Here is a 26,565-nt window from a genome sequence, read left to right as displayed (position 1 = left end):
ACTTGCCGCTCGGCAGCGGATAACCTGGGACCCGTGCTGGACTTGCGCGGGGATCCGATCGAGCTGACCGCGGCGTTGGTCGACATTCCCAGCGAATCGCGAGACGAGGCACGCCTGGCCGACGAGGTGGAGGCCGCGCTGCGCGCCCAGACATCCGGCTTCGAGATCGTTCGCAACGGCAACGCCGTGCTGGCGCGCACCCGGCGGCAGCGGCCGTCGCGGGTCCTGCTGGCCGGACACCTGGACACCGTGCCGGTCGCCGGCAACCTGCCCAGCCGCCGCGAGAACGGCGACCTGTACGGCTGCGGCGCCGCGGACATGAAGTCGGGTGACGCGGTCTTCCTGCATCTGGCCGCGACCGTCGCCGAGCCGGTTCACGACCTGACGCTGGTGTTCTACGACTGCGAGGAAATCGAGGCGGCGGCAAACGGTTTGGGCCGCATCGAGCGTGAGCTGCCGGACTGGCTCTCCGCCGACGTGGCCATCCTGGGCGAACCCACCGGCGGCTACATCGAAGCCGGTTGCCAGGGGACGCTGCGCGTCGTGATCTCGGCCACCGGCACGCGCGCCCACTCGGCGCGACCATGGTTGGGCGACAACGCCATTCACAAGCTGGGGGCCGTCCTGGATCGGCTGGCCACATACTCTGCCCGCACCGTGGATATCGACGGTTGCGAATATCGCGAGGGGTTGTCGGCGGTGCGCATCGACGGCGGCGTGGCGGGAAACGTGATTCCCGACGCGGCCGCGGTCACGGTCAACTTCCGCTTCGCCCCCGACCGATCCGTGGCCGCGGCGCTCGAGCACGTGCACGAGGTGTTCGACGGGCTCGACGTGGTCATCGAGCAGACCGACGCCGCCGCGGGCGCGCTGCCCGGGCTGTCCCAGCCCGCGGCCAAGGCCCTGGTCGAGGCGGCCGGGGGACAGGTCCGGGCCAAGTACGGGTGGACCGACGTCGCACGTTTCGCCGCGCTGGGCATACCGGCGGTCAACTTCGGGCCGGGCGATCCGAACCTCGCGCACACGCGCGACGAGAGCGTTCCGGTCGCCAACATCACCGCCGCGGTGGCCATGCTGCGCGGCTACCTGGGCGGCTAGGCTGCCCCGCAGCGCTGCGCCTGCGCGGCGGCGTCGGCGGATGCCGCGCGCATCCCTACCGCCGCCAGCTCATCGGACACCGCCCGCAGCGCCGCGCCGTCGCCGGCCGCCAGGGCCTGCGCGTGGCTGAGCGCGAGTCTCCCGGCGGCGCAGTCGATCTCGTCACAGAGCCGGGCCAGCGGATCCGCCGCTCGGGTGTCACCGAGGCGCACGGCCTCGTGCCACGCCCGCACCGCCACGGCTCGCTGGCCGCCGCGTTCGGCCATCCGGGCGGCATCGCGGACGGCGGCCACCGCGCCATGCGCGTCGCGCATCGAGGCGAGCCGCCAGGCCCGCGCGACGCCGAGTTCCGGCGCGAATAGGGCCGACTTCGTTCCGTGCCGGGATTCGGCCCGGCCCAACGTCTTTCCCGCGGCGGCGATGTCGCCCTGCTGGGCCAGCGCGGTGGCCAGCAGAGTCAACGACAGTGGGCCCCACGAATAGCCGGTGCGTTCCAACGTGGCGGCGGCGGGGCCGAGCAGCGCTGCGGCCCGGGCGAATTCGCCGTCGGCGAGCAGCACGTGGGCCAGCAGCACCTCACCGATCGCGCGGCCCGGCTGCTGCAACTCGGCGAAATCGGTGAACTGCTGGGCGAGTTCGCGGGCCCGGTCGAGCCGGCCCGCCATCAACAACGCGGTGGTCTGCCCCAGCCCGATCGTGAAGCGCAGCAACCCGGGATGTTCGGCGGCCAGGGCGCGCTGGGCCAGCGGCTCGACGTCGTCGAAGCGGCCCTGGCGCGCCGCGCACAGCGCGCCCGCGCTGGCCGCCCAGGCCACCGCCTGGTCGTCGGCGTCCGGGGCGGCGAGCACCTCGTCCGCGACCTTCACTGCGTGCCCGACGTTGCCGGCGTTCATCGCGAACGTGGCGCTCAGCGCGTCGAGCGTGGTGCGCGCGCCCGGATCGGAGACGCGATTGCGGATGGTGCGCAAGAACGCGGTGGCGCGTTCGGGCTCGCTGAGCATCCAGAACTGGTTGGCCGCGCGCAACAGCGTCCAGTCCATCAGGGCGGCTTCGGTCAACGCGGCGGGGTCCAGGCCGGCCAGCACCGCGTCGGCCTCGCGGCCGCGGCCCTGCCACGCCAGCGCGTGTGCCAGCGCCAGCCGCGCCGCCAACCCGCCGGAGCGCTCCAGCGCCGAGGAGGCCAACCGTTCGCCGAGGGCGAGGTCGCCCAGCCGCAGCGCCTGCTGCGCGGCGCCGACCACCTCGGCCGTCGGCTGGGGGGCATCGCTGTCCAGGGCCAGCGCCGCCAACCGGAGCCGGTCGCTGAGGTGGTCCGGCGGATGCTGCGACAGCAGCCGCACCAGCTCGGTGCGTCGTTGCCGGGCTCCGTCGCCGCCGAGCGCGGTACGCGCTCGCTCGGCAAACAGCGGGTGGGCCGTGTACACCACCGGGTCGTCCGACGTTCCGCCGCGCGCCCGCGTTTCCACCGCCCCGCAATCCGTCGCCGCGTCAATCGCGTCCGCGCTGGTCAGGACACTCAGATCGGCGAGCGACAGCGGCTCCGCGACGGCGAGGTAGTCCAGCACCGACCGGGCCGCGGGGGGCATTTCGGCGAGGAACGCGTCGACCTCGGCCGGTGTGGTCATCTCGCGGGGCGGTTCGATGTCGATCCGGGGGAGCAGCCCGTCAGCCCACAGCGCCGCGACGGCCTCGGGAGCCGAATCGGCGCGGCCGGTGACGATCATCCTGGCCGCGCCCGCCAGCGCGAGCTGGTACACCAGCGTGGCCGACAGGATGTCCAAGTCGTGGGCGTCGTCGACGACCAGCAGCAGGTCGTCACCGTCCAGCGACGCCCGGGCCGCGCGGAGCAGCGCGGCCGGCTTGCCGAGGTCGGCGATCTCGACCAGGTGGCCGAAGGCGCCGAAGGGCACCGCGCGCTCGGTCGGGGTGCCGGTGACCCAGCGGATGCGCGTGCCGGGGTAGTCGCGGCCGAAGTCTTCGGCGGCCATTCGGGCCAAGGTGGATTTGCCGCAGCCGTCCGGTCCGAGGACGACCGCCCCTCTCCCGGTCGCGAGCGCCGCGTCCAGCCGCTCCAGGGCCGATGCGTGCTGGGGAACGTTCCATCGAATCGGCATCGCCGGATTTTATTGCGCGCGGTGTGCGGCCCGCAGCAAGCTTGGTCTACCTTTCGTTGTATGCGCCCGGAACGCGAGCCATCAGGCGACTGGGCGGTGTGCGTGTACTGCGCGTCCGGCCCGGAACATCCCGAATTGCTCGCGGTCGCTGCCGAACTCGGCGAGGCGATCGCCGAGCGCGGCTGGACTCTGGTGTGGGGCGGCGGCCGGGTGTCGGCGATGGGCGCGGTGGCAACCGCGGCGCGCGCCCGCGGCGGCCGGACCGTCGGCGTCATCCCGCAGGTCCTGATGCGCGTCGAAATCGCCGACACCGAAGCCGACGAGCTGATCGTCACCGAGACGATGCATGAACGCAAACACGTGATGGAAGAGCGCGCCGACGCGTTCATCGTGCTGCCCGGTGGCGTCGGCACCCTCGACGAGTTGCTGGACTCGTGGACCACGGGTTACCTCGGCCTGCATCGCAAACCCATCGTCATGCTGGATCCGCTCGGGCATTACGAAGGCCTGTGGCTCTGGCTGTGCGGACTGCTCGACAGCGGGTACATCTCGCAGCCGGCGATGGACCGGTTGTTGCTGGTCGACAAGGTGAGCGCTGCCGTGGAGGCGTGTGCGCCCGATTGAGGCCGCCGGCCAGTTGGCGATCCCTACTAGGCTGTCCGCCGAGTTGCTTACAGGAATTGAGGGATGACGTGTCCGATCACGACGGCGGAGCGCGCACGGCGGTCAAACTGACCGATATCGCATCTCGGGCGCCCGGCCTGTTGGCCGATATGCCGGTGATCGTGCGCGGGGCGATGACCGGGCTGCTGGCCCAGCCGGGTTCGAAGAAATCGATCGGCACGGTGTTCCAGGAACGCGCGGCCCGCTACGGCGACCGGATCTTCTTGCGGTTCGGCGACCAGCAACTGACCTACCGCGATGCCAACGCCGCCGCAAACCGGTACGCCGCGGTGCTGGCGGCGCACGGCGTTGGCCACGGCGACGTCGTCGCGATCATGTTGCGCAACTCGCCCAACGCGGTGCTGACCATGCTGGCCGCGGTCAAATGCGGCGCGGTCGCCGGGATGCTGAACTACCACCAGCGCGGCGAGGTGCTGGCGCACAGCCTGGGCCTGCTGAAGGCCAAGGTGTTGGTCGCGGAGACGGACCTGGTCAGCGCGGTGGCCGAGTGCGGCGGCTCGGGCGACACCGAGACGATGACCGTGGAGGACCTGGAGCGGTTCGCCGCCAGCGCCCCGGCCACCAACCCGGCGTCGGTATCGGCCGTGCAGGCCAGGGACACCGCGTTCTACATCTTCACCTCGGGCACAACGGGATTCCCCAAGGCCAGCGTGATGACCCACCTGCGGTGGCTCAAGGCGCTCGCGGCGTTCGGCGGCATCGGGCTGCGGCTGAAGAGCTCCGACACGCTCTACAGTTGCCTGCCGCTGTACCACAACAACGCGCTGACGGTCGCGCTGTCGTCGGTGATCAACTCCGGGGCGACGCTGGCGCTGGGCAAGTCGTTCTCGGCGTCGAAGTTCTGGGACGAGGTCATCGCCGCCGAGGCGACGGCCTTCATCTACATCGGCGAGATCTGCCGGTACCTGCTCAACCAGCCGCGCAAGGTCACCGACCGCGCGCACCGGGTGCGGGTGATCGCCGGCAACGGTCTGCGGCCGGAGATCTGGGACGAGTTCACGAATCGGTTCGACATCGCTCGCGTCTGCGAGTTCTACGCCTCCAGCGAGGGCAACACCGCGTTCATCAACGTGTTCAACGTGCCGCGGACCACCGGCGTCTTCCCGATGCCGTTGGCCTACGTCGAGTACGACCCCGACACCGGAGCCCCGCTGCGCGACGACAACGGGCGGGTGCGCCGGGTGCCGGCAGGGGAGCCCGGCCTGCTGCTCAGCCCGGTCAACCGGCTGCAGCCGTTCGACGGCTACACCGACAAGGAGTCGAGCGAGAAGAAGCTGGTGCGCAACGCGTTCCGTGAGGGTGACGTGTGGTTCAACTCCGGTGACGTGATGAGCCCGCAGGGCATGGGCCACGCCGCGTTCGTCGACCGCCTCGGCGACACCTTCAGGTGGAAGGGCGAGAACGTCGCCACCACGCAGGTGGAGGCCGCGCTGGCGTCCGACGAGTCCGTGGAGGAATGCACCGTTTTCGGTGTCGAGATCCCCCGCACCGGCGGCCGCGCCGGCATGGCCGCGGTCAAGCTGCGCGATGGCGCGGACTTCGACGGCAAGTCGCTGGCCCGCGCCGTGTACGGCCAGTTGCCCGCCTACGCGTTGCCGCTGTTCGTGCGGGTGGTCGAGTCGCTGGAGCACACCACGACGTTCAAGAGCCGCAAGGTCGAGTTGCGCGAACAGGCCTACGGGTCCGACATCAAGGATCCGCTGTACGTGCTGGCCGGGCGCGACGAGGGTTACGTGCCGTATTACGACGAATACCCCGACGAGGTGGCCGACGGGAAGCGCCCGCAGGGCTGAGCCCGCGCCGAGCGTGCGACCCGCCGCACGTTCGGCGTCCAGGGTGCGGCTGGCCGCACGCTCGCGGACCAGACCAGGCACCATAGACAGGTGCAATCGACCCTGTGCGGCCGTCCGGTCGCCGGTGATCGCCCGCTGATCATGGCGATCGTCAACCGCACCCCCGACTCGTTCTACGACAAGGGTGCGACCTTCAGCGACGAGGCCGCCCGGGCCGCCGCGCACCGCGCCATCGCCGAGGGCGCCGACGTCATCGACGTCGGCGGGGTCAAGGCGGGCCCCGGCCAGGAGGTCGACGCGGAGACCGAGCTCGCCCGATTGGTCCCGTTCATCGAGTGGCTGCGCAACGCCTATCCGGACCAGCTGATCAGCGTCGACACCTGGCGCTCCGAGGTGGCCAGGGTGGCCTGCGCGGCCGGGGCGGACCTGATCAACGACACCTGGGGCGGCATCGACCAGGGCCTGGCCGAGGTCGCCGCGGAGTTCGGCGCGGGCCTGGTGTGCTCGCACACCGGCGGGGCGCTGCCCCGCACGCGGCCGTTCCGGGTGAGCTACGGAACCACCACACGAGGCGTCGTGGACGACGTTATTCGCCAGGTCACCGCCGCCGCGGAGCGCGCGGTCGCCTGCGGGGTGGCCCGCGACCGGGTGCTGATCGACCCGGCCCACGACTTCGGCAAGAACACCTTCCACGGGCTGCTGCTGTTGCGCCACCTGGGCGAACTTGTTAATACCGGATGGCCCGTGCTCATGGCTTTGAGTAACAAGGACTTCGTCGGGGAGACTTTGGGTGTGGAATTGAGCGAGCGGCTGGAGGGAACGTTGGCGGCCACCGCGCTGGCGGCCGCCACCGGCGCCCGCATGTTTCGGGTGCACGAGGTCGCCGCGACCCGGCGGGTGCTGGAGATGGTGGCCTCCATCCAGGGGACACGGCCGCCGGCGCGCACGGTGAGGGGACTGGCATGACGGCATCCGACCTGGTCGGCGACCTCACCGACGACGCGGTGCTGGCCGCCCGGCCGGGCGACGCCTGGCTGTCCAACCGCAGCTGGAGCCGTCCGAGCTGGACGGTCGCCGAGCTCGAGGCCGCGAAGGCGGGGCGAACCATCTCGGTGGTGCTGCCGGCCCTCAACGAAGAAGAGACCATCGAATCGGTGGTCGAGAGCATCTCACCCCTGGTTGACGGGCTGGTGGACGAGCTGATCGTGCTGGATTCCGGCTCGACGGACGACACGGAAATCCGCGCCGTGGCCGCCGGCGCCCGCGTCGTCAGCCGTGAGCAGGCGTTGCCCGAGGTGCCGATCCGGCCCGGGAAGGGCGAGGCGCTGTGGCGCTCGCTGGCGGCCACCAGCGGTGACATCGTCGTCTTCGTCGACTCCGACCTGATCAATCCGAACCCGATGTTCGTGCCCTGGCTGGTCGGGCCGCTGCTCATGGGCGACGGCGTCCACCTGGTCAAGAGCTTCTACCGGCGGCCGCTGCAGGTCGGCGACGTCGGCGGCGCCGCGGGCGCCACCGGCGGCGGGCGGGTCACCGAACTGGTGGCCCGGCCGCTGCTCGCGGCGCTGCGGCCGGAGCTGGGCGGCATCCTGCAGCCGCTCGGCGGGGAGTACGCGGCGACTCGCGAACTGCTGACGTCGGTGCCGTTCGCGCCGGGCTACGGCGTCGAGATCGGTCTGCTGCTGGACACTTTCGACCGGCTGGGCTTGGGGGCCATCGCGCAGGTCAACCTGGGCGTGCGTGCGCACCGCAACCGGCCGCTGGCCGAGCTGGGTGCGATGAGCCGCCAGGTCATCGCGACCCTGCTCTCGCGCTGCGGGATTCCGGATTCCGGCGTCGGGTTGACGCAGTTCTTCGCCGTTGGGCCCGAAGGGCCCGATGGTCAGAGCTACACCCAGCACACCTCGCCGGTGTCGCTGGCGGACCGCCCGCCCATGAAGGTCCTGAGGCCGCGCTAAAGCCGCGCTGCGTGGTCGCGGTGTCGGTGGCATAGGGCAGTATCGACGACGTGGCGTTGGTGTTGCTTTACCTGGTGGTGCTGGTGCTGGTGGCGATCGTGCTGTTCGGCGCGGCGAGTCTGCTGTTCGGGCGCGGTGAGCAGTTGCCGCCCCTGCCCCGGGGGACGACCGCGACCGTGCTGCCGGCCTACGGCGTGACCGGCGCGGACGTCGACGCGGTCAAGTTCACCCAGGCGTTGCGTGGCTACAAGACCAGCGAGGTGGATTGGGTGCTGGACCGGCTCGCGCGCGAGCTGGAGGCGCTGCGCGGCCAGCTCGCCGCGGTGTCCGCCCCCGCATCTGCCGAGGACGATGTCCAACCCATGGAACCCGAGGGCGGCGAGGACCGTCAGGACTAGATGTGAGCGATGACGGGCTGGTTCGGTGTAGCTGGGCGGCCATCCGGCCCGGACCCGATTTCGAGTTGTACCGCGATTACCACGACCAGGAGTGGGGCCGCCCGGTGCACGACGGGGTGGCGCTGTTCGAGCGAATGAGCCTGGAGGCGTTCCAGAGTGGGCTGTCGTGGCTGATCATCCTGCGCAAACGGGAGAACTTCCGGCGCGCCTTCGCCGGGTTCGATTTCGAGCGGGTCGCGGGCTATACCGATGCGGACGTGCAGCGACTGATGGCGGACACGGGCATCGTGCGCAACCGGGCCAAGATCGACGCGACCATCGCCAACGCCCGCGCCGCCGCCGAACTGGGAACCCCGGCGGACCTCGCGGAGCTGCTGTGGTCCTTTGCGCCCGAACCGCGCCCCCGGCCGGCGGATGGCTCCGAAGTTCCCTCGGCTACACCGGAATCGAAGGCCATGGCGCGCGAGCTCAAGCGGCGCGGGTTCCGCTTCGTCGGGCCCACCACTGCCTATGCGCTGATGCAGGCGACCGGCATGGTCGACGACCATATCCGGGGTTGTTGGGTGCCTTCCCCCCGGTGACATGCGGCCGGGCAATCGGCGTTCAGCGGCCCCCGGCGCCCGGAGAACCGGGTCTTTGTTCAACTCGTGACCTGGATAGGGAACAATAGAGGGGTGATTTGGCAGGTCGATGTCGGGTATGGCTGGAAAATCGCTGGCGGGGCATGCTCGGCGCCGACCAGGTCTGCAACGGCGGACCAGCTCGAACCTGGAGGGAGCACTCGATGGCGGCGATGAAGCCCCGGACCGGCGACGGTCCTCTGGAAGCAACCAAGGAGGGGCGCGGCATCGTGATGCGGGTACCACTTGAGGGAGGTGGCCGCCTGGTCGTCGAGCTGACGCCCGACGAAGCCGCCGCCCTCGGTGACGAACTCAAGGGTGTCACGAGCTCCAGCTAAGGCCTGCCGGCGGACCGCGGGCTACGCGCACACCTTTCGGTAGATGTCCAGGGTTTGCTCGGCGACGCGGGCCCAGGAGAATTCCTCGACGCAGCGCTGGCGTCCCGCCTCGCCATACCGCTTCGCCTTTTCGGGGTCGGCGACGAGCGCGTTGACAGCGTCGGCCAGTCTGGTCTGGTAACCGGTCGGGTCTCCGGCGTCGTAATGGGCGAGCGAACCGGTCACCCCGTCGAGAACCACCTCGGGGATCCCGCCGACGTCGGAAGCCACCACGGCCGTCGCGCATGCCATCGCCTCCAGGTTCACGATGCCCAGCGGCTCGTACACCGAGGGGCAGACGAAAACCGTTGCCGCCGACAATATTTCACGTATCTCGCCGATCGGTAGCATCTCTCTGATCCAGAACACGCCCTGCCGGTCGTGGGCCAGCCGCGCCACCGCGGACCGAATCTCCTCGGCTATCTCCGGGGTGTCGGGGGCGCCCGCGCACAACACCACTTGCACCTCGGGGTCGAAATGGTGCGCCGCCGCCACCAAGTGGGCGACCCCCTTCTGCCGGGTGATCCGGCCGACAAACGCAACCGTGGGCCGGTCGGGGTCGACGCCGAGCTCGGCCAGCACGGACCCGGTGTGCGTCGGCCCGGCCGGATGCCACACGTCGGTGTCCACCCCGTTGCGGATGACGTGCACGACGCTGGGATCCAGCGCGGGGTAGACGCGCAGGATGTCTTCGCGCATCGCGGAGCTGACCGCGATGACGGCGTCCGCCGCCTGCACCGCGGTGCGCTCCACCCACGTCGACACCTGGTAGCCGCCGCCGAGCTGTTCGGCCTTCCATGGCCGCAGCGGCTCGAGCGAATGCGCCGTCAGGACGTGGGGAATGTCGTAGAGCAGCGCCGCCAGATGACCGGCCATCCCGGTGTACCAAGTGTGCGAATGCACGACGGTGGCCGCCGACGCGGCGTTGGCCATCATCAGGTCCGCGGACAACGTCGACAGCGCGGGGTTGGCGCTCTGCAAGCGCGGATCGGATTGGTGAACGATGGCGTTCGGCCGCGGCGTGCCCATGCAGTGCACATCGACCGCGCACAATCGGCGCAGCTGGGCGACCAGTTCGGTGACATGTACGCCGGCTCCCCCGTAGACCTCTGGTGGGTATTCCCGAGTCATCATCGCCACCCGCATACCCGCACGGTAGTTCGGTCGCGCGGAGGAGCGCGAGTCGGGGGCCGGGCAATCGGTGACCGGCTCGGCGGACCAAATACCTTGACGGACAGCCGCACAGAACACCGCCAATAGCGCCGTCCCTCTGGCAGCGCCTTGCGGCGGCCGATAGGTTTGAACCATGAGGGAAGCGCCACACGTGCTGGGCATTGTCCTGGCCGGCGGTGAGGGCAAGCGGCTGTATCCGCTGACCGCGGATCGGGCCAAGCCCGCGGTTCCCTTCGGCGGCGCCTATCGGCTGATCGACTTCGTGCTCTCCAACCTCGTCAATGCCCGCTACTTGAGGATCTGCGTTCTCACCCAGTACAAGTCGCATTCACTGGACCGTCACATTTCGCAGAATTGGCGGCTGTCCGGTCTGGCCGGTGAGTACATCACCCCGGTGCCCGCGCAGCAGCGCCTGGGCCCCCGCTGGTACACCGGCTCCGCCGACGCGATCTACCAGTCGCTCAATCTGATCTACGACGAAGACCCCGACTACATAGTCGTTTTCGGCGCCGACCACGTGTATCGGATGGACCCCGAGCAGATGGTCCAGTTCCACATCGAAAGCGGGGCCGGTGCAACGGTGGCCGGCATCCGCGTGCCGCGCGGCGAGGCCACCGCATTCGGGTGCATCGACGCCGATGATTCCGGCCGCATCCGCGATTTCGTGGAGAAGCCGTTGGACCCGCCCGGTACACCGGATGACCCCGAGGCCACGTTCGTGTCGATGGGCAACTACATCTTCACCACCAAGGTGCTCATCGACGCGATTCGCGCCGACGCCGACGACGACCACTCGGATCACGACATGGGCGGTGACATCATTCCGCGGTTGGTCGACGACGGTATGGCCGCGGTTTACGACTTCAAGGACAACGAGGTACCGGGCGCGACCGACCGCGACCGGGGTTACTGGCGTGACGTGGGGACGCTGGACGCGTTCTACGACGCGCACATGGACCTGGTCTCGGTGCATCCGGTGTTCAACCTCTACAACAAGCGCTGGCCGATCCGCGGTGAGTCCGAGAACCTGGCCCCGGCCAAGTTCGTCAACGGCGGGTCGGCGCAGGAGTCGGTCGTCGGCGCGGGCAGCATCATTTCGGCGGCTTCGGTGCGCAACTCGGTGCTCTCGTCCAACGTCGTGGTCGATGACGGCGCGATTGTGGAGGGCAGCGTGATCATGCCCGGCGCCCGGGTCGGCCGGGGCGCGGTGGTGCGCCACGCCATCCTGGACAAGAACGTCGTCGTCGGGCCCGGCGAGATGGTCGGCGTGGATCTCGAGAAGGACCGGGAGCGTTTCGCGATCAGCGCTGGCGGTGTGGTCGCGGTGGGCAAGGGCGTCTGGATCTAGAACACCGGTGCTACCCGGGGATCTCCGGGATCAGCAGATGCGCGTCGTAGCGCGGGCCCCAGTGCAGCTTGACGCGGCCGCGCGGGGATCCGGCGTAGGCCGCCGGGAGTTGGCCGGTGAGCGGGTTCCGCGGGCACAACCAGCGTCCCGCGACCACCAAGCGCAGTCGCTCACCGGCGCGGAACAGCGTCGCCGACGGGCCCAGCGCCACGTTGACCTCGACCACCTGGTGCGGGGCGAGGGGCCGCGGGTCGACGCACGCCGCGACGGGTTCCCACGTTCGCGAGAGGTCGGGGTCCAGCGCGCGCAGCGAGACGCGCTGCCAACCGGTGCTCACCCGGTCGCGTCCGTAGCCGTAGGAGCCTTCGAATCCGACAAACCGTCCGTCGCGCCACTTCTCCACGCCGACGAACAGGTTGGCGTCGTCACAGCCGGCCAGTTCGACCCACAGCCGCGCCGCCATCGGGCCGGTCAGCTCGATATCCGCGGGCACCGTCCAGCTGAATGCTGCTGCCCCGGAGCGGGTTTCGAACGCGATGCCACCTTCCGCCGACGGCCGCTGGGCGGTCAGCAGTCCGCCCTCGCCCAAATACATTGGCCGCCAATGGGTGCGCGCCAGTGGCCAGTCGGTCTCTTCGCGCACCGCCGCGATGGTGTCGCGGTCTTCGCGGACCTCGAGGCGGACGCTGCGGGAAGCGGGCGTCCCGTCCAGCACTCCGCGGAAGAACCTCAATTGCTCGGTCAGCGCGGGCTCGGAGTAGAAGGTCGCCCACTTGCCGGCGCGGTGGGTGTAGAGGCGGGCGTGGCGGGAGCCGGCGCGCGTGAACGCGCGGATCGAGCCGCGGCCATGCAGGTTGTTGTCGGAGAAGCTGCCGCACACCAGCATGGGAACCTCGATTGCCGAGAGGTCCGGGACCAGCGAGCGCCAGAACTCGTCGCGCAATGGGTGGGCGTCCTGCATCCGTTCCAGATCGTAGGCCTGCCGGGTGTCGCGTCGCACGTTTCGCGACCACACCCTGGTGAACCCGGTCTCGCGAACGCCGCCCGGGAAGGTCAGGTCGCGGTAAGCGTCGGTGAAGCCTTCCCACGGGCAGATCGCCCGTAGCGCCGGTGGCCGCAGCGCCGCGACCGCGTACTGGCTGATGGCCAGGTACGACACCCCGAGCATGACGACCCGTCCGTCGCTCCATGGTTGTCCGGCGATCCACTGCACCAGGTCGTAGGTGTCCTCGGCCTCCTGACGCGACAACAGGTGCCCGGTGCCGTCGGAACGGCCACAGCCGCGCGAGTCGGCATTGACCCACGGCGAAGCCCTGGGAGGTCCACCACGCGGGATCGGGCGCCTCCCAACCGGTCAGCGCCGAGAAGCGCACCTGTTGCGGCTGGCGCAGGATCCGGTACTGCACGGAGAACGTCCACCTGCTGCCGCGCCGTCTCGGCAGATTGTCCTTGCCGTAGGGGTGGATGCTGAGAATCACCGGCCGCGCATTGGCATCGCGCTGCCGGAAAACGTTGGCCCGCAATACCGTTCCGTCGCGGGTCGGAACGCATACATCGCGTTCGACATCAAGGTCGGCTGGTGGATCGGTCACGGTGACGGGGGGCTTGGCGACGAGCCGTATTCGGCTCACCGCATACCGGAGCGCGCCGGGGCGCCGCCACGGCCTGTCCCGGGCGGGTGCGGGATTTCGGGCCACGCGAATACCCTAGGCGCGCCGGCGCGGCCGTTACCAGATCAAGGGCACCAACCGATAGCGCACCCGTTGCCGGTATTCGCGATATCCGGTCAACTCCTGGGTGAGCAGCGTTTCCTCGTCGAGGATACGGAGGGCGAGCAGGACGCAGCCCGGAATGACCAGGAGCAGTGCCCAATAGGAGCCGAGCCCCAACGGCATGCCGATCATCATGATCACGTTCCCGACATACATCGGGTGGCGCACGAATCGGTAGAGACCGTCGGATACCAGCGTCTGCCCCGACTCCACTGTGATAGTGGCTGCGGCGTAACTGTTTTGGACGATCACCAGCATGGCGATTCCGAGTCCCACCGCCACCAGGACATCACCGAGCACGGACAGCCACGCCGGTACGGACGACCAGCCGAACCGGTGATCGAGCGCGCTGAGCACCATCACCCCGAACAGCACCAGGAACGAGCCGGTGATGATGAACTTCTGGGTCGCCCGGGGTTCGGCGCGCGGGCCCGCATTCATGCGGCGCTGCAGGGCCGCGGGATTGTTCCGCGCCAGGTAGACGACGGGGATGAGCGTTGCCGCCATGAACACGGCGATGAAAACCCATGCCTGCCAATAACGGAACGTGCCGGCGGGCAGGAAGAGGATCAAGCCGAAAGACAGGAATCCCGAGATCGATCGCACCGTCACGCGAATACCGGTTTTCATGGCGCTCCTAACCACGCAGATCGCGGCGTCGGAAGCCCATGACACCGAGGGTAACGAGTGCGGCGTCGATGGCCAATAGCCACAGCAGCGGCGTGGCGGTGAAATCCGCGCCGACCCGGGGGATATGGGCGAACGGTTCCAGGTCGAGCAGCCATTGCGAGAACCCGGCCAACGAACCGATCAGGTACAAGGCGATTAACCCGACCAGAACGCCCCAGGCCACGGGTGTGAATCGTGGTGCCAGACCGAACAAGCCGACCGTCACCGCCGACAACAACCAGACTGCGGGCAGTTGCACGGCCGCACTTGCCACCACGACGGCCACTTTGCCGCCAAGGTCACCGGCGGCGGCGCCGTAGACCAGGCCGCCGGCCAAACCGCTGGCCAGCATCGCCACCGAGGATCCGAGCAATGCCGCCAGCAGGTGACTGGCCAGCCAGCGGTCTCTCGACACCGCACCGGCCAGCGTCGCTTCGGCGCGCTGCCCCGCTTCCTCCTGGTGCAATCGCAACGTCAGCGAGACGGCGAATGCGGCGGCCGCCATCCCCATCATGGTGAACGCGACGGCGATGAAGGCTTCCTCCAAAGCGCTGGTGCCGCCCATCCGGACGACGATGTCGCGGGCGGCGTTGCTGCCGCCGAGTTCGTCGCCGATGCCGTGCACCACACTGCCCATCAGGACGCCATAGAGGCACAGCCCCACGGTCCAGAGCAGGAGCGCTCCACGGTCCAATCGCCATGCCAGCCCGAACACATTGCCCAGCGCGGGCGCGGCGGATCCTGGGCCGGGGCGTTCGGCGAAGAGCCCGGCACCGACGTCACGGCCGGCGAGCAGCCGGTATGCCACCGCGGTGAGCGCGACGGCGGTCGTCAGATGCAGCGTCAGCACGGACCAGTGATCGCCCGCGTAGGGCCGGACCTGCAGCGACCATCCCAACGGCGAGAGCCATGACAGCGCACCGGAACCGGCGTCGCCGACGGCGCGCAGCGTGAAGGCGGCCGCCAGAACCGCGAACGCGGCGCCGCGCGCGAAGCGTGCGCTTGGGGACAGTTGCGCGGTCACCGCGGCGACGGCGGTGAACACCAGGCCGGAGCAGGCCAGCGCCGCACCGAAAGCGAGCGACCCGCCGGCGGGGACGTCGGTGGTGAGCAGTCCAACCGCGCCGATCACGCCGGTGGCGATGGAGGCCCCGAACGACAACAACAGTGCGGCGGTGAGGCTGGCATAGCGACCGACGGCGGTCGAGTCCACGAGCTCGGTTCGGCCCGCCTCCTCATCGCCCCGGGTGTGCCGGACGACGGTCAGGATGACGGCCACCGCGATCAGCAGGTGGAACATCCCGGCCTTCCAAATGCCAACCGCCCCAAGGCTGTCGTTGTAGACCTGCCCGTAGAGCGCGCGCTGCGCCGGGCTCGCCATGATGGACGCAGCGAATCCGGCCCGGGCGGCCTGGGTGGGGTAGACCTTTTCAATGCTGCCGACGTACACCGTTGCCAGTGGCACCGACAGCAGGAACACCCACAGCGGCAGCGAGATTCGGTCGCGGCGCAAGTAGAGCCGCAGCATCCCCAGCGTTCCGGAGAAGTTCGAGCCGCGTTGCGGCGCGGGGTACGCCGGGCGGTGCGAGCGATCCAAGGTTGCGGTGCTCATGATGCCGAAACCTTGTCCGTCGTGTCGTAGTGGCGCAGAAAGAGTTCCTCGAGTGTCGGCGGCTGGCTGACGAGGCTACGCACACCGGCGTCGCCGAGTGCCCGGATGAGTTCCCCGAGGCTTTCGCCGTCGACCTGAGCGCGCAGGATGGTGCCCTCGACGCTGACGTCCTCGACGCCCTTGATGCGAGTGAGGTCGCCGGGGTCGCCGGTCATTTCGGCCTTGATCGAGGTGCGGCTGAGGTGCCGCATCGAGTCCAGGGTGCCGCTTTCGACGGCCTTGCCCGCCCGGATGATGGTCACCCTTTCGCACAGAGCTTCGGTCTCGGCCAGGATGTGACTGGACAACAACACCGTTGCGCCGCGATCGCGCGCCTCGGCAACGCACTGCTGAAAGACGTTCTCCATCAACGGGTCCAGACCACTGCTGGGCTCGTCCAACAGCAAAAGGCGGGCCCGCGACGAGAACGCGGAGATCAGCGAAACCTTTTGCCGGTTGCCCTTCGAATAGGTCCGCGCCTTTTTGTGCGGATCGAGGTCGAAGCGCTCGATCAGCTCGTCGCGACGCGTGCGGTCGATGCCGCCGCGCATGCGGGCCAGCAGGTCGATGGTCTCGCCGCCGGTCAGCGTCGGCCATAGCGTCACATCGCCGGGCACATAGGCGATCTGGCGGTGCAGTGCGACCGCGTCGGTCCACGGGTCGCCGCCCAGCAGCCGCACGGTGCCGCCGTCCGCCTTGACCAGACCGAGCAGGATGCGGATGGTCGTCGACTTCCCAGCACCGTTGGGGCCGAGGAAGCCGTGCACTTCGCCTTCGCGCACGGTCAGGTCGAGGCCGTCCAACGCCCGCACCGATCCGAAATTCTTTGTCAAGTGGCGGATTTCGATGGGCGCGACATTGTCAACTGGCATGGTTTTCTCCTTGATCATCTGCGGCCAGGAATGCGTCGTACATGGTGCGGTCGACCATCAATCCTTCGGTGTAGATCTCCAGCGCGGGCAGCACCATGTCGCGGGCGTAGTCGCGAAGGACCGCGCGGATGTCCGTTGGTGTCTCGTGCATCTGCAGATAGAGCAAGAAGCCGCCGCCCCCGGTGATGCCCAGATACCGGGCCCGGGCGCGCGGGTCCCGACTGGGCTTTATGGTGCCCGCCCGAACGCCCTCGTCCAGGTACCCTTCGGCGTTGTCGATCATCCTGCGCCACAACATGTTTGCCAGTTCGCCGCCCGACTGCATGCTGCGAACCAGGTAGGCCATCATCGGTGCGTACGACTCGATCTCGGCCATCTGAGCGAACCAGGTGGCCGGATCGTTCGACTTGAGCGCCTCGGACTTGCTGTTGCGGATCTCTTCGGCGATGTAGTCGTCACACGCCTTGCGCAGGCCCTCCTTGGAGCCGAAGTGGTGAATGACCAGCGCTGCGCTCACCCCCGCCGCCTCGGCGATCGCGCGCAGCCCCACGCCGAACCCGCGCTCGCCGAACTGCTCGATGGCCGCGTCCCGGATCCGGGCGGCGGCGGTCAGGTCGGCTGAACGCATGTTCAGTACGCTAAACGCATGTTCAGTCTCGAGTCAAGGAGGCACGGCGTCAAGAATTCGTAAACGGGTCAGTGGCGATCGCAAGCGCGGCGTTGCCGGGCGCGGCGGGTCGCCACCATCGGGTCAGTGGCGATCGCAAGCGCGGCGTTGCCGGGCGCGGCGGGTCGCCACCATCGGGTCAGTGGCGACCGCAGACGCCGCGGGTCGCCACCGCTTGAATCAGTCGCGCACCGCGGCCAAAATGCCGTCGCCGAGCGGGATCAGGGCCGGGGTCAGCCGCTCGTCCTCGGCGATCAGTCGCGCCGCTTCCCGCACCGCGACCACCTCGGCGTCGCGGGCGGCGGGATCGCCGGCTCGCCCGCCGAGGGCGGCGCGGTGTACCACGATGACGCCGCCGGATCGCAGCAGCCGCACGCCCTCCACGACGTAATCCGGCTGGTCAACCGGATCCGCGTCCACGAACACCAGGTCGTAGGACTCGTCGGCGAGGCGGGTGAGGACCTCTTGGGCACGGCCGCTGATCAGCCGGGTGCGCGACGGCCCGATGCCGGCTTCGGAGAAGGCCTGCTTGGCGAGCCGCAGATACTCGGGCTCGATGTCGATCGTCGTCAGCACGCCGTCGTCGCTCATGCCGGACAGCAACCAAAGCCCACTGACCCCGGCGCCGGTACCCACTTCCGCGACGGCCTTCCCGCCGCTGAGCTTGGTCAGCAGGCTCAGCAGCGCGCCAACCGCGGGCGTGACCGCGCCCGCGCCGATGTCCACGGCACGCTCGCGGGCGGCCGCCAGCAACGAGTCTTCGGAGATCGACCCCTCGGCGTGCGCGGACAGGGATTCGGCTCGACTGGGCGCCGGCTGGCCGGGGGTTTCTGCGTCGGTGCCGTCCATGCCCGCAGCGTATTCCACTTCGCCGCGCACCCCCGCATGGCGCGCCTAAGCTGCACCGTTACGACACGCCCGGCGAAGCCGCTGCGTTTAAGCTCACGCCGCGGCGGATATCTCCTGCACAGCGCTGGTAACAATACGGTTTCTCAGCCTGAGCTCAGACTGCTCATATATCGCACATACGCCGATACGCGACGGTGTCCCTATGGATCGCGGAGCGCGTTGGCACGGGAATACGGACTGGCGGCTACGTGTTGCCGTCGGTGACGACTTGTCGCTTTTCGGCAGGACGGATTCGGAGGAATCGATCATCACCACGCTTTTGGGCCCCACCAGCATGTCGCACGCGCAGGACTGCCCCACGGACGAGTGGGTGGAGCAGTCCGACGGCTTGCAAGGCACCGCGGTATTCGACGCGACCGGGGACAAGTCCACGATGCCCTCGTGGGACGAGCTTGTGCGTCAGCACGCCGATCGGGTGTACCGGCTGGCCTACCGCCTCTCAGGTAATCAGCACGACGCCGAGGACCTCACTCAGGAGACCTTCATCCGGGTTTTCCGGTCGGTGCAGAACTATCAGCCCGGCACGTTCGAAGGCTGGTTGCACCGCATCACCACCAACCTGTTCCTCGACATGGTCCGCCGGCGCGCCCGCATCCGGATGGAGGCGCTGCCCGAGGATTACGAACGGGTGCCCGCGGACGAGCCCAACCCCGAGCAGATCTACCACGATTCACGGCTCGGGCCGGACCTGCAGGCGGCTTTGGATTCGCTGCCCCCGGAGTTCCGCGCCGCGGTCGTGCTGTGCGACATCGAGGGCCTGTCCTACGAGGAGATCGGCGCGACGCTGGGCGTGAAGCTCGGGACCGTGCGCAGCCGCATCCACCGCGGACGTCAGGCCCTGCGCGACTATCTGGCCGCCCACCCCGGTGCCGGCCAGGGGGCACTGCACGCAGAGTCGGCGTAGCGGGCGAACGCTCGAACCGACACGTTCGGGTCGCCGCCCGGATGCGAGCCGGCGGTTTTGTGGTCTTGAGATGCGCTATTGCGCACCCCTCGCGCTACATTCGAGGGGTAGGCGCTACGAAAGGACCCGGTGATGCCCGATCGAGGAGGACACCTCTTCCGCCGCGCGTTCTCCTGGCTTCCCGCACAGTTCGCCTCCCAGAGCGATGCGCCCGTCGGCGCGCCGCGCCAGTTCGGTTCGACCGAGCACCTTTCCGTCGAAGCCATCGCGGCGTTCGTCGACGGTGAGTTGCGGATGAACGCGCACCTTCGCGCGGCGCACCACCTGTCGCTGTGCCCGGAGTGCGCGGCCGAGGTAGACGATCAGAGCCGCGCCCGTGCGGCGCTGCGCGACTCGCACCCGATCCGTATCCCCAGCGCGCTGCTCGGGATGCTCGCCGAGATTCCCTACGAATCGCCCGATGACATGACCACCCGGGCGTCCGACCGTTTTGCTGAGCGCGACGCCCGTGAGCAGCGCAAGCGCCCGTAGCTCGACACCCTCTCGCCGAAGTCCCCATGGTTGATCTCGCCGAATTTTGCGCACCCCGCCCGTGCGCTCATGGGCGGCCAGCGCCGAACCGTGGATACTAGGGTGGACACGAACGGTGTCGGGTGTATCGCCCGGTGATGGGCTAGTTCGAGCGCTCAAGAAGAGGATCCAAAGGGGTAACGTGACCTCCGATCAAGGCAACGACAGCGGCAAGAACAGCGGCAACCGCTTAGCGCCGCGCCCCATCTCCCGCCCGCCGGTCGACCCCGCATCGCGTCAACTGTTCAGCCGTCCCGACGGGCTGCGCGGATCCTTCGTGGCCGACCGCGTCCGCCCACAGAAGTATCGCGACCAGGCCGACTTCCGCCCGCACGAAGAACCGGCCGATCCGGTCCTTCAAGAGGCGTTCAGTCGCCCGGTCGGCAGCCCCGACTCGCTGCAGCGCCACCCCGTCGACGCCGGTGCGCTGGCCGCCGAGAAAAACGGTGCCGAGCCCGACGAGCTCGACGATCCCTGGCGAGACCCGTCGGCGGCCGCGGCGCTCGGCACTCCGGCGGTCGCCCCATCCGGACCGCGGGGGCCCCGGGGCTACGGCGGCAAGCTCGGTGTGCGCGACGTGCTGTTCGGCGGCAAGGTGTCTTACCTGGCGCTGCTGGTCTTGCTGCTGATCGCGCTGCTCATCGGGGTGATCGGCGGGGTGGTCGGCCGCAAGACGGCCGAGGTCGCCGAGGCATTCACCACCTCGAAGGTGACGCTGTCGACCAACGGCAACGGTGAAGGGCCGGCGGGTCGCTTCGCCAAGGTGGCCGCGGCGACCGCCAACGCGGTGGTGACCATCGAGTCCAAGAGCGACCAAGAGGGCTTGCAGGGCTCCGGCGTCGTGGTCGACGGTCGCGGCTACATCATCACGAACAACCACGTGATCTCCGAGGCGGCCAACAACCCCAGCCAGTTCAAGACGACCGTGGTGTTCAACGACGGCAAGGAAGTGCCCGCCAATCTGGTGGGGCGCGACCCCAAGACCGACCTTGCCGTGCTCAAGGTCGACAACGTCGACAATCTGAGCGTGGCCCGGTTCGGTGACTCGGACAAGGTGCGCGTCGGCGACGAGGTCCTTGCGGCGGGTGCGCCGCTCGGCCTGCGCAGCACCGTGACCCACGGCATCATCAGTGCGCTGCACCGTCCCGTCCCGTTGTCGGGCGAGGGCTCCGACACCGACACCGTCATCGACGCTCTGCAGACCGACGCATCGATCAATCACGGCAACTCCGGAGGCCCGCTGATCGACATGGATTCGCAGGTGATCGGCATCAACACCGCGGGTAAGTCCTTGTCCGACAGTGCAAGTGGGCTGGGCTTCGCCATCCCGATCGACGAGGCGAAGACGGTGGCCGACACGCTTATCAAAGACGGCAAGATCGTGCACCCGACGCTCGGGATCAGCACCCGGTCGGTGAGCAACGCCATCGCCTCCGGCGCCCAGGTTGCCAACGTGAAGGCGGGCAGCCCCGCGCAGAAGGGCGGCATCCTGGAGAACGACGTCATCGTCAAGGTCGGTAACCGCGGGGTGGCCGACTCCGACGAATTCGTCGTCGCCGTGCGCCAGCTGACCATCGGCCAGGACTCGCCGATCGAGGTGGTCCGCGACGGCCGGCATGTCACCCTGACCGTCAAGCCCGATCCCGACGGCAGCTAGATGTTCGGCAGCCTGAGCTGGGAGCACATCCTGGTCCTCGTCGTGGTCGGGCTGGTGGTCCTCGGGCCGGAGCGGCTTCCCGGGGCCATCCGCTGGACGTCGACCGCGCTGCGGCAGGCCCGTGACTACCTCAGTGGGGTGACCACTCAGCTGCGCGAAGACCTCGGGCCCGAGTTCGACGATCTGCGGGTTCCGCTGAGCGAGTTGCAGAGGCTGCGGGGGATGACGCCGCGCGCCGCGCTGACCAAGCACCTGCTTGACGGCGACGATTCCTTCCTCACCGGGAACTTCGACAGGCCGGCGAATGGCCATCCGCCAGCGCCACCGGTTCCCGCGCCACGGCCCGTGGAAGGCCCGGCGCCCTTCGACGCCGACGCGACCTAGTCGGTCGACTCCGTCAGACCTAACGCCGCGTCGGATCGAGTCCGAGCGAGACACCCGCCAATCCACGCCGTCGCGATGACAGGTTGTCGGCCACGCTGCGCAGCTCCTTGCCCGCGGGGGAGTCGGGGGCGCTCAGGACGATCGGGGTGCCCGAATCGCCCGCGGCCACCAGCGCGGGGTCCAGCGGGATCTGACCCAGCAGCGGCACATCGGCACCGACTGCGCGGGACAAGCGGTCGGCCACCTGACGTCCGCCGCCCTCACCAAACACCTGCATCGTCGAGCCGTCCGGCAGCGTGAGGCCCGACATGTTCTCCACCACGCCGGCGACGCGCTGCCGGGTTTGCATCGCGATGCTGCCCGCCCGCTCGGCGACCTCGGCGGCGGCCAGCTGCGGCGTCGTCACGACCATGAGCTCGGCGCTCGGGATCAGCTGAGCCACCGAGATGGCGATGTCGCCGGTGCCCGGCGGCAGGTCCAGCAACAGGACATCCAGGTCGCCCCAATAGACGTCGGCCAGGAACTGTTGCAACGCCCGGTGCAGCATGGGCCCGCGCCACACCACGGGTGTGTTGCCCTCGGTGAACTGGGCGATCGAGATGACCTTCACCTCGTGGGCGATCGGCGGCAGGATCATCGACTCGACCTGGGTCGGCCGGTCGCTGGTGCCCATCATCCGGGGGATGGAATGGCCGTGGATGTCGGCGTCCAGTACGCCGACCGACAATCCGCGGGCCGCCATCGCGGCGGCGAGGTTGACCGTGACGGTGGACTTGCCCACTCCGCCCTTCCCGGACGCGACCGCATAGACCCGCGTCAGCGAGTTTGGCTGGGCGAAGGGGATGACGGGCTCGCGGGCATCGCCGCGCAACTGCTTGCGCAATTCGGTGCGCTGGTCGTCGTTCATCACGTCCAGGGTCACCTTCACCGCGCCGGTGCCCGGAACGTCGGAGACCGCGTCGGTGACCCGATCGGTGATTTCGGTCTTCTTCGGGCAGGCGGCGGTGGTCAGGTAGATCGCCACGTGCACGGCACCGTCGGGCTCGGTGTCAATGCTCTTGACCATCCCGAGTTCGGTGATCGGGCGGCGTAGTTCGGGGTCGATCACCTTCCCCAGTGCGGTGCGGATTGCTGCGCTCAAATCGGCAGTGTCATGACCAGACATCACCGCCGAGTGTAGGCGCGCAGGATCGGGGCCGTGTGGCGGCTCAGCCGCCCGCGGCCGGACCCGGCGGCTTGGGGGCCGCCGCGTTCGGCGGGCCGGCCGGCTTGGGCGGCGGGGCGGCGGGTGCCGGGTTCTGGGGGCCGACGCAGATCACCGTGCAGCCGGGCTGCCGCGTTGGGGCCTGCTGCTGTGTGGGGGTCATCCACGGGAACATCGGCGGTGGACCGACGCTCTGCGGTTGGCCGAGGTCGATCAGCGGCATGCGCGCCAGGGGATCGTCCACCGGCAACCCGTTGACGTTCATCGGCAGGTTGGGGCCGAGTCCCTCGGGATGCTCGAGGAACCCGTCGCCGAGCGGAGGCGGCGGACCCGTCATCGGAGGCAGGTCGACCGGAACCACCCCGGTGGCGTACGCCGAGGCCCAGCCCAGCACGTTCTGCGCGTAGGCTATCGAGTTGTTGTAGCGAAGGATCGCGGCCATCACTTGCGACGGGTCGCGAAGGTTGAGGCCGCCGCTGCACAGGTAGCGGGCCGCCGCCAGAGTGGAGTCGAAGAGGTTCTGCGGATCGGCAACGCCGTCGCCCTTGCCGTCGGATGCGTATCGCGCCCAGGTGCCCGGCAAGAATTGCATCGGTCCCATCGCGCGGGCATAGGTGGGCCGATTGCCGGTGCTGCTCTGCAGGATGACCTCGTTGCCCGGCAGCGTGCCGTCCAGCGCGGGGCCGTAGATCGGGACGACGGCGGTGCCGCGCGCGTCAACCGCGCCACCGCCCGCATGCCCCGACTCGATGCGTCCGATTCCCGCCAGCAAGTTCCAGCTGACGCCGCAGTTCGGGGCGGCCACCGCCATCTTTTGCTCGGCACTGCGATAGGCCGCCAGCGCGATGCTCGGGATGCCAAGCGCCCCAGGCGCATTCACGATCATCGCTGGCGGTGGTGCCGACAAGGCGGGTTCGGCGACGTGGAAAGCGGTCGGGGAACGGTCGATGCGGACGACAGCCGGCCCCGAGAGGTCGGGCATGCTCGGGGAGACAGCAGCCACCGGGGTGATGTTGGCGTGCACCGGCGGGAGTTTTACCGGGAGTGAAGGCGCCCCTCCGCTCACCGCTCCGGCAAAAATCAACGGGGTGATGGTGGCGACCCCGAACGCGCGCGTGCGTGATACCTGAAGTGCTCGTTGCCGCTCCGCCGCGGCGGCCGGGTGTGCACCCCGGCGTCCCCCTATGCGCACTCGACCGTCCTAGGTATGTGAGCTGGTCAACTGCTTCTCAGCCGTGAACTAGATCACCATACATAACTCTTGTGACCAGAGTGGCGCAATGGTCGGAACTGGTTCTCGTCCCTATTTCTTAGGGTTGCGGTCCGCGCCGGCACCGCCCGGCGCCGCCTCGGAGCCCTCGGATTCGGTGTCCAGATTCTCCAGCAGGGAGCGTAGGTCCTCGAGCTCGTGACGCAGATATTCGCGGGTCACGACCTCACCGACGGCCAGTCGCACCGCCGCGAGTTCCCGGGCCAGAAACTCGGTGTCGGCCTTCGTCTGCGCCGCGCGATGGCGATCCTGCTCGAGCGCGACGCGGTCGCGATTCTCCTGACGATTCTGGGCGAGCAGAATCAGCGGCGCGGCGTAGGCGGCCTGCGTGGAGAAAGCCAGGTTGAGCAGAATGAAGGGGTAGGGGTCCCACCGCAGCCCCACCGCGAACAGGTTCAGCGCAATCCACGCCACCACGAGGATGGTCTGCACCAGCAGGTAGCGGCCGGTGCCGAAAAAACGCGCGATCGATTCGGTGATCTGGCCGACGGCTTCGGGGTCGAGGCGAGGCGAGTACCTGCGCGACGTCCGCGGGGTGTAGAGCCGGCGCGGGGTCGAGGACGTGCTCACGCGGATCCTCCCAGTTCTTCGAGCCGGCCGCTGACGTCGAGCGACTGCACATCGACCCGCCAATCGTGCGGCAACAGGTGATCGAGGAGGTCGTCCACCGTCACCGCGCCCAATAGGTGGTTCTGATCGTCGAGGACCGGTCCGCACACCAGGTTGTAGGCGGCCAGATAGCGGGTCACGGCCCCCAGCGGCGTCTCCGGCGTCAGGGTGAGCAGGTCGTTGTCGACTATCCCACCGACGAGCTCCGCCGGTGGTTCGCGCAGCAGTCGCTGCAGCTGCACACAGCCCAGGTACCTACCCGTGGGTGTGGAGGTGGGCGGGCGCACCACGAAAACCATGGACGACAGGGCGGGGGTGAGGTCGGGGTCGCGGACCCGGGCCAGCGCCTCGGCGACCGACGTGTCGGGTGTCAGCACCACCGGATCCGACGTCATCAGCCCGCCCGCGGTGTCGGGCGAATGTGCCAGCAGCCGACGCACCGGGGCGGAATCGCCCGGATCCATCCGGGTCAGGAGCATCTCGGCGTCGGTCGGATTCAGCACGCCGAGCAGGTCGGCGGCATCGTCGGGATCCATCTCCTCGAGCACGTCGGCCGAGCGTTCGGTGCCCAGTACGGATAGCACGTCGGCCTGGTCAAGCTCGGGCAGTTCCTGCAGGACATCCGCCAGGCGGTCGTCGTCGAGCGCTTTGAACACCTCGTAGCGCCGCTTGGGCGGCAGGCCGCGGATGGCGTCGGCCACGTCCACCGCCTTCCAGCCCTCGAACTGGTCCAGCAGCTGCGCCACCCCCTGGCCCGGCAACGACAGCGCCGAAGGGGTCAGGCCCTGCACGTTTTGCCAGTCCACGACGTGCACGGGGCCGCGCCGGCCCAGCCGCCGCTGACTGCGGACCGCGACGCGGCTCACCATCCAGTCGCGGGTGCGGATTTGTTCGATGCCCAGGTCGGTGACGACGACGTCGAGGCCGGCCAGCTCCGGCAGCGCGGGGTCGCTGACCCGGACCTGGGTGTCGAGCACCTGTCCGATCGCCAGCACCTCGCCCGGGCGCTGTTCGAAGTGGCGCAGCGACACGCTGCCGGTGTTGAGCGTGACGGCCTCGGGCTCGATCGCGGTGACCCGGAGCATCGGGATGAAGATGCTGCGCCGCGTCGCCAGATCGACGACCAACCCCAGCACGCGGGGCTGCTGACGCACGATGCTGATGCTGATCACCACGTCGCGGATCCGGCCGAAGGACTCGCCGAGCGGACCCAGCACCAACATCCGCGAGAGCCGGGCGATGTACACCCTGTTGACCGATGCCATGGGGAAAGCCTAGGCAGCGCCGGGCGGTCGGGCAGATGGCGGCGGTGTTGGCCCGCCTACGGCAGGGTGCTAACGCGAGTGCATCGCGAAGATCGCGAAGATCAGGCCCACCAGCAGGGTTGCGACGCCGATGACGATGCCGGCGACCGCCAGGCCGTAGCCGTCTTGCTGGGTGCGCTTGATCTGATTGAGCGCGACCGCCCCCATCACGATGCCCGCGATCGAGCCGAGGCAGCAGCAGAACACGCCGCTGAACGACGAGATGAGTGACGCGATAGCGAGCTTGTTCGTCCCCGGCTTGATTCCGCTCGGCAGCCCGTAGCCGCCCAGGTAGTCCGGTGCGGGGTAGTAGCCGCCCGGATAAGACGGTGGCCCGTAGCCGGCGGGCGGCCCACCGAATTGCGGAGGCACCGGCTGGTACGGCGGCGCGCCGTAGCCCGGCGGCTGCTCGTACCCCTGCGGCTGCCCGTATCCGGGTGGCGGCGGGTACTGGGCCCCATAGCCAGGGTGCTCGGTGGGATACGCCGGCGGCGGGGTGCCGGGGCAGCCAGAGGCGCCGTGGGAGCCGCCCGCGTCGGCGGCACAGGAATATCCGCCCC

25 protein-coding genes and 1 pseudogene are annotated in these 26,565 nt (G+C 69.1%); 13 read left to right on the top strand and 13 right to left on the bottom strand.

Going from position 1 to position 26,565, the window contains the following annotated elements:
* Positions 1-33 precede the first annotated feature (33 nt).
* Entirely contained in the window at positions 34-1,098 is a 1,065-nt protein-coding gene (gene dapE, locus A5697_RS02860) for a succinyl-diaminopimelate desuccinylase (RefSeq protein ID WP_068007850.1), read from the top strand.
* Here dapE and A5697_RS02855 read toward each other — a convergent pair.
* The gene (locus tag A5697_RS02855) at positions 1,095-3,212 is read right to left on the bottom strand and encodes an AAA family ATPase (protein WP_068007847.1); all 2,118 of its coding nucleotides are present in this window, start codon (positions 3,210-3,212) and stop codon (positions 1,095-1,097) included. The two genes, dapE and A5697_RS02855, sit on opposite strands and share 4 nt — an antisense overlap.
* Positions 3,213-3,272: 60 nt before the next feature.
* On the opposite strand from A5697_RS02855, the gene A5697_RS02850 reads away from it, so the two are divergent.
* The 7 genes from A5697_RS02850 (at position 3,273) to A5697_RS02820 (ending at position 9,003) form a co-directional block, all read left to right on the top strand.
* Positions 3,273-3,836, top strand: a complete 564-nt coding sequence (locus A5697_RS02850) for a TIGR00730 family Rossman fold protein (protein WP_067203734.1) — start codon at positions 3,273-3,275, stop codon at positions 3,834-3,836.
* A gap of 68 nt (positions 3,837-3,904) precedes the next feature.
* A complete protein-coding gene (fadD6, locus tag A5697_RS02845; RefSeq protein ID WP_067951377.1) occupies positions 3,905-5,689 on the top strand; it encodes a long-chain-acyl-CoA synthetase FadD6 in 1,785 nt (594 codons plus the stop codon).
* A gap of 141 nt (positions 5,690-5,830) precedes the next feature.
* On the top strand, positions 5,831-6,655 hold the full coding sequence (gene folP / locus A5697_RS02840) for a dihydropteroate synthase (protein WP_231971962.1): 825 nt from the start codon (positions 5,831-5,833) through the stop codon (positions 6,653-6,655).
* Positions 6,652-7,647, top strand: coding sequence for a glucosyl-3-phosphoglycerate synthase (locus A5697_RS02835; RefSeq protein ID WP_067951374.1), 996 nt, complete (start codon positions 6,652-6,654; stop codon positions 7,645-7,647). The genes folP and A5697_RS02835 overlap by 4 nt, the downstream gene beginning before the upstream one ends.
* 50 nt (positions 7,648-7,697) lie before the next feature.
* The gene (locus A5697_RS02830) at positions 7,698-8,045 is read left to right on the top strand and encodes a DivIVA domain-containing protein (protein ID WP_067951372.1); all 348 of its coding nucleotides are present in this window, start codon (positions 7,698-7,700) and stop codon (positions 8,043-8,045) included.
* Between the two features lie 2 nt (positions 8,046-8,047).
* The gene (locus A5697_RS02825) at positions 8,048-8,626 is read left to right on the top strand and encodes a DNA-3-methyladenine glycosylase I (RefSeq protein ID WP_067951370.1); all 579 of its coding nucleotides are present in this window, start codon (positions 8,048-8,050) and stop codon (positions 8,624-8,626) included.
* A 203-nt stretch (positions 8,627-8,829) separates the two neighbouring features.
* A complete protein-coding gene (locus A5697_RS02820; protein ID WP_003878471.1) occupies positions 8,830-9,003 on the top strand; it encodes a DUF3117 domain-containing protein in 174 nt (57 codons plus the stop codon).
* 21 nt (positions 9,004-9,024) lie between these two features.
* On the opposite strand, the gene glgA is transcribed toward A5697_RS02820, so the two are convergent.
* The gene (glgA, locus tag A5697_RS02815) at positions 9,025-10,188 is read right to left on the bottom strand and encodes a glycogen synthase (protein WP_067951369.1); all 1,164 of its coding nucleotides are present in this window, start codon (positions 10,186-10,188) and stop codon (positions 9,025-9,027) included.
* 160 nt (positions 10,189-10,348) lie between these two features.
* Between glgA and glgC the strand changes: the two genes are divergently transcribed.
* Positions 10,349-11,563, top strand: a complete 1,215-nt coding sequence (glgC, locus tag A5697_RS02810) for a glucose-1-phosphate adenylyltransferase (RefSeq protein ID WP_067951367.1) — start codon at positions 10,349-10,351, stop codon at positions 11,561-11,563.
* A gap of 10 nt (positions 11,564-11,573) precedes the next feature.
* Here the strand turns inward: glgC and A5697_RS02805 are convergent.
* The 6 genes and pseudogenes from A5697_RS02805 to A5697_RS02780 form a co-directional block, all read right to left on the bottom strand.
* Positions 11,574-13,260, bottom strand: a pseudogene (locus tag A5697_RS02805) (CocE/NonD family hydrolase).
* 30 nt (positions 13,261-13,290) lie between these two features.
* Positions 13,291-13,965: an isoprenylcysteine carboxylmethyltransferase family protein gene (locus tag A5697_RS02800; RefSeq protein ID WP_067951363.1), complete on the bottom strand. Its 675-nt coding sequence runs from the start codon at positions 13,963-13,965 to the stop codon at positions 13,291-13,293.
* A 7-nt stretch (positions 13,966-13,972) separates the two neighbouring features.
* Positions 13,973-15,616 (bottom strand): ABC transporter permease, encoded by a 1,644-nt coding sequence (locus tag A5697_RS02795; protein ID WP_156673108.1) that lies wholly within the window; start codon positions 15,614-15,616, stop codon positions 13,973-13,975.
* On the bottom strand, positions 15,613-16,527 hold the full coding sequence (locus tag A5697_RS02790; RefSeq protein ID WP_067951397.1) for an ABC transporter ATP-binding protein: 915 nt from the start codon (positions 16,525-16,527) through the stop codon (positions 15,613-15,615). The genes A5697_RS02795 and A5697_RS02790 overlap by 4 nt, the downstream gene beginning before the upstream one ends.
* Complete coding sequence (locus A5697_RS02785; RefSeq protein WP_067951361.1) at positions 16,517-17,155, bottom strand: TetR/AcrR family transcriptional regulator; 639 nt, start codon at positions 17,153-17,155, stop codon at positions 16,517-16,519. Before A5697_RS02785 ends, A5697_RS02790 begins: the two co-directional genes overlap by 11 nt.
* Positions 17,156-17,374: 219 nt before the next feature.
* Positions 17,375-18,043 carry an O-methyltransferase gene (locus A5697_RS02780; protein ID WP_067951393.1) on the bottom strand — a complete coding sequence of 223 codons (669 nt, stop codon included), beginning with the start codon at positions 18,041-18,043 and terminating at the stop codon, positions 17,375-17,377.
* Positions 18,044-18,245: 202 nt separating this feature from the next.
* On the opposite strand from A5697_RS02780, the gene sigE reads away from it, so the two are divergent.
* The 4 genes from sigE to tatB all read left to right on the top strand — a co-directional run bounded on the left by sigE (position 18,246) and on the right by tatB (position 21,618).
* Positions 18,246-19,007, top strand: coding sequence for an RNA polymerase sigma factor SigE (gene sigE / locus A5697_RS02775; RefSeq protein ID WP_067951358.1), 762 nt, complete (start codon positions 18,246-18,248; stop codon positions 19,005-19,007).
* Between the two features lie 132 nt (positions 19,008-19,139).
* Complete coding sequence (gene rseA, locus A5697_RS02770) at positions 19,140-19,538, top strand: anti-sigma E factor RseA (protein WP_067951357.1); 399 nt, start codon at positions 19,140-19,142, stop codon at positions 19,536-19,538.
* 181 nt (positions 19,539-19,719) lie between these two features.
* Positions 19,720-21,234, top strand: a complete 1,515-nt coding sequence (locus A5697_RS02765) for a S1C family serine protease (protein WP_067951355.1) — start codon at positions 19,720-19,722, stop codon at positions 21,232-21,234.
* Positions 21,235-21,618: a Sec-independent protein translocase protein TatB gene (gene tatB, locus A5697_RS02760; RefSeq protein WP_067951353.1), complete on the top strand. Its 384-nt coding sequence runs from the start codon at positions 21,235-21,237 to the stop codon at positions 21,616-21,618.
* Positions 21,619-21,637: 19 nt separating this feature from the next.
* On the opposite strand, the gene A5697_RS02755 is transcribed toward tatB, so the two are convergent.
* From A5697_RS02755 to A5697_RS27550, 5 genes are all read right to left on the bottom strand, one after another.
* Entirely contained in the window at positions 21,638-22,783 is a 1,146-nt protein-coding gene (locus tag A5697_RS02755) for an Mrp/NBP35 family ATP-binding protein (RefSeq protein ID WP_156673106.1), read from the bottom strand.
* Between the two features lie 43 nt (positions 22,784-22,826).
* Positions 22,827-24,014, bottom strand: a complete 1,188-nt coding sequence (locus A5697_RS02750) for a lytic transglycosylase domain-containing protein (protein WP_082953211.1) — start codon at positions 24,012-24,014, stop codon at positions 22,827-22,829.
* Between the two features lie 111 nt (positions 24,015-24,125).
* Positions 24,126-24,662, bottom strand: a complete 537-nt coding sequence (locus A5697_RS02745) for a DUF1003 domain-containing protein (protein ID WP_067945140.1) — start codon at positions 24,660-24,662, stop codon at positions 24,126-24,128.
* Complete coding sequence (locus A5697_RS02740; protein WP_067945141.1) at positions 24,659-25,966, bottom strand: magnesium transporter MgtE N-terminal domain-containing protein; 1,308 nt, start codon at positions 25,964-25,966, stop codon at positions 24,659-24,661. Before A5697_RS02740 ends, A5697_RS02745 begins: the two co-directional genes overlap by 4 nt.
* A gap of 69 nt (positions 25,967-26,035) precedes the next feature.
* Positions 26,036-26,565 (bottom strand): DUF4190 domain-containing protein (locus tag A5697_RS27550; protein ID WP_068007840.1); only part of this gene is annotated, 530 nt, incomplete at its 5' end.

The organism is Mycobacterium sp. E3251 (genome assembly GCF_001666835.1).
GTDB lineage: Bacteria > Actinomycetota > Actinomycetes > Mycobacteriales > Mycobacteriaceae > Mycobacterium.
This window is presented reverse-complemented; position numbering and strand designations above follow the sequence as displayed.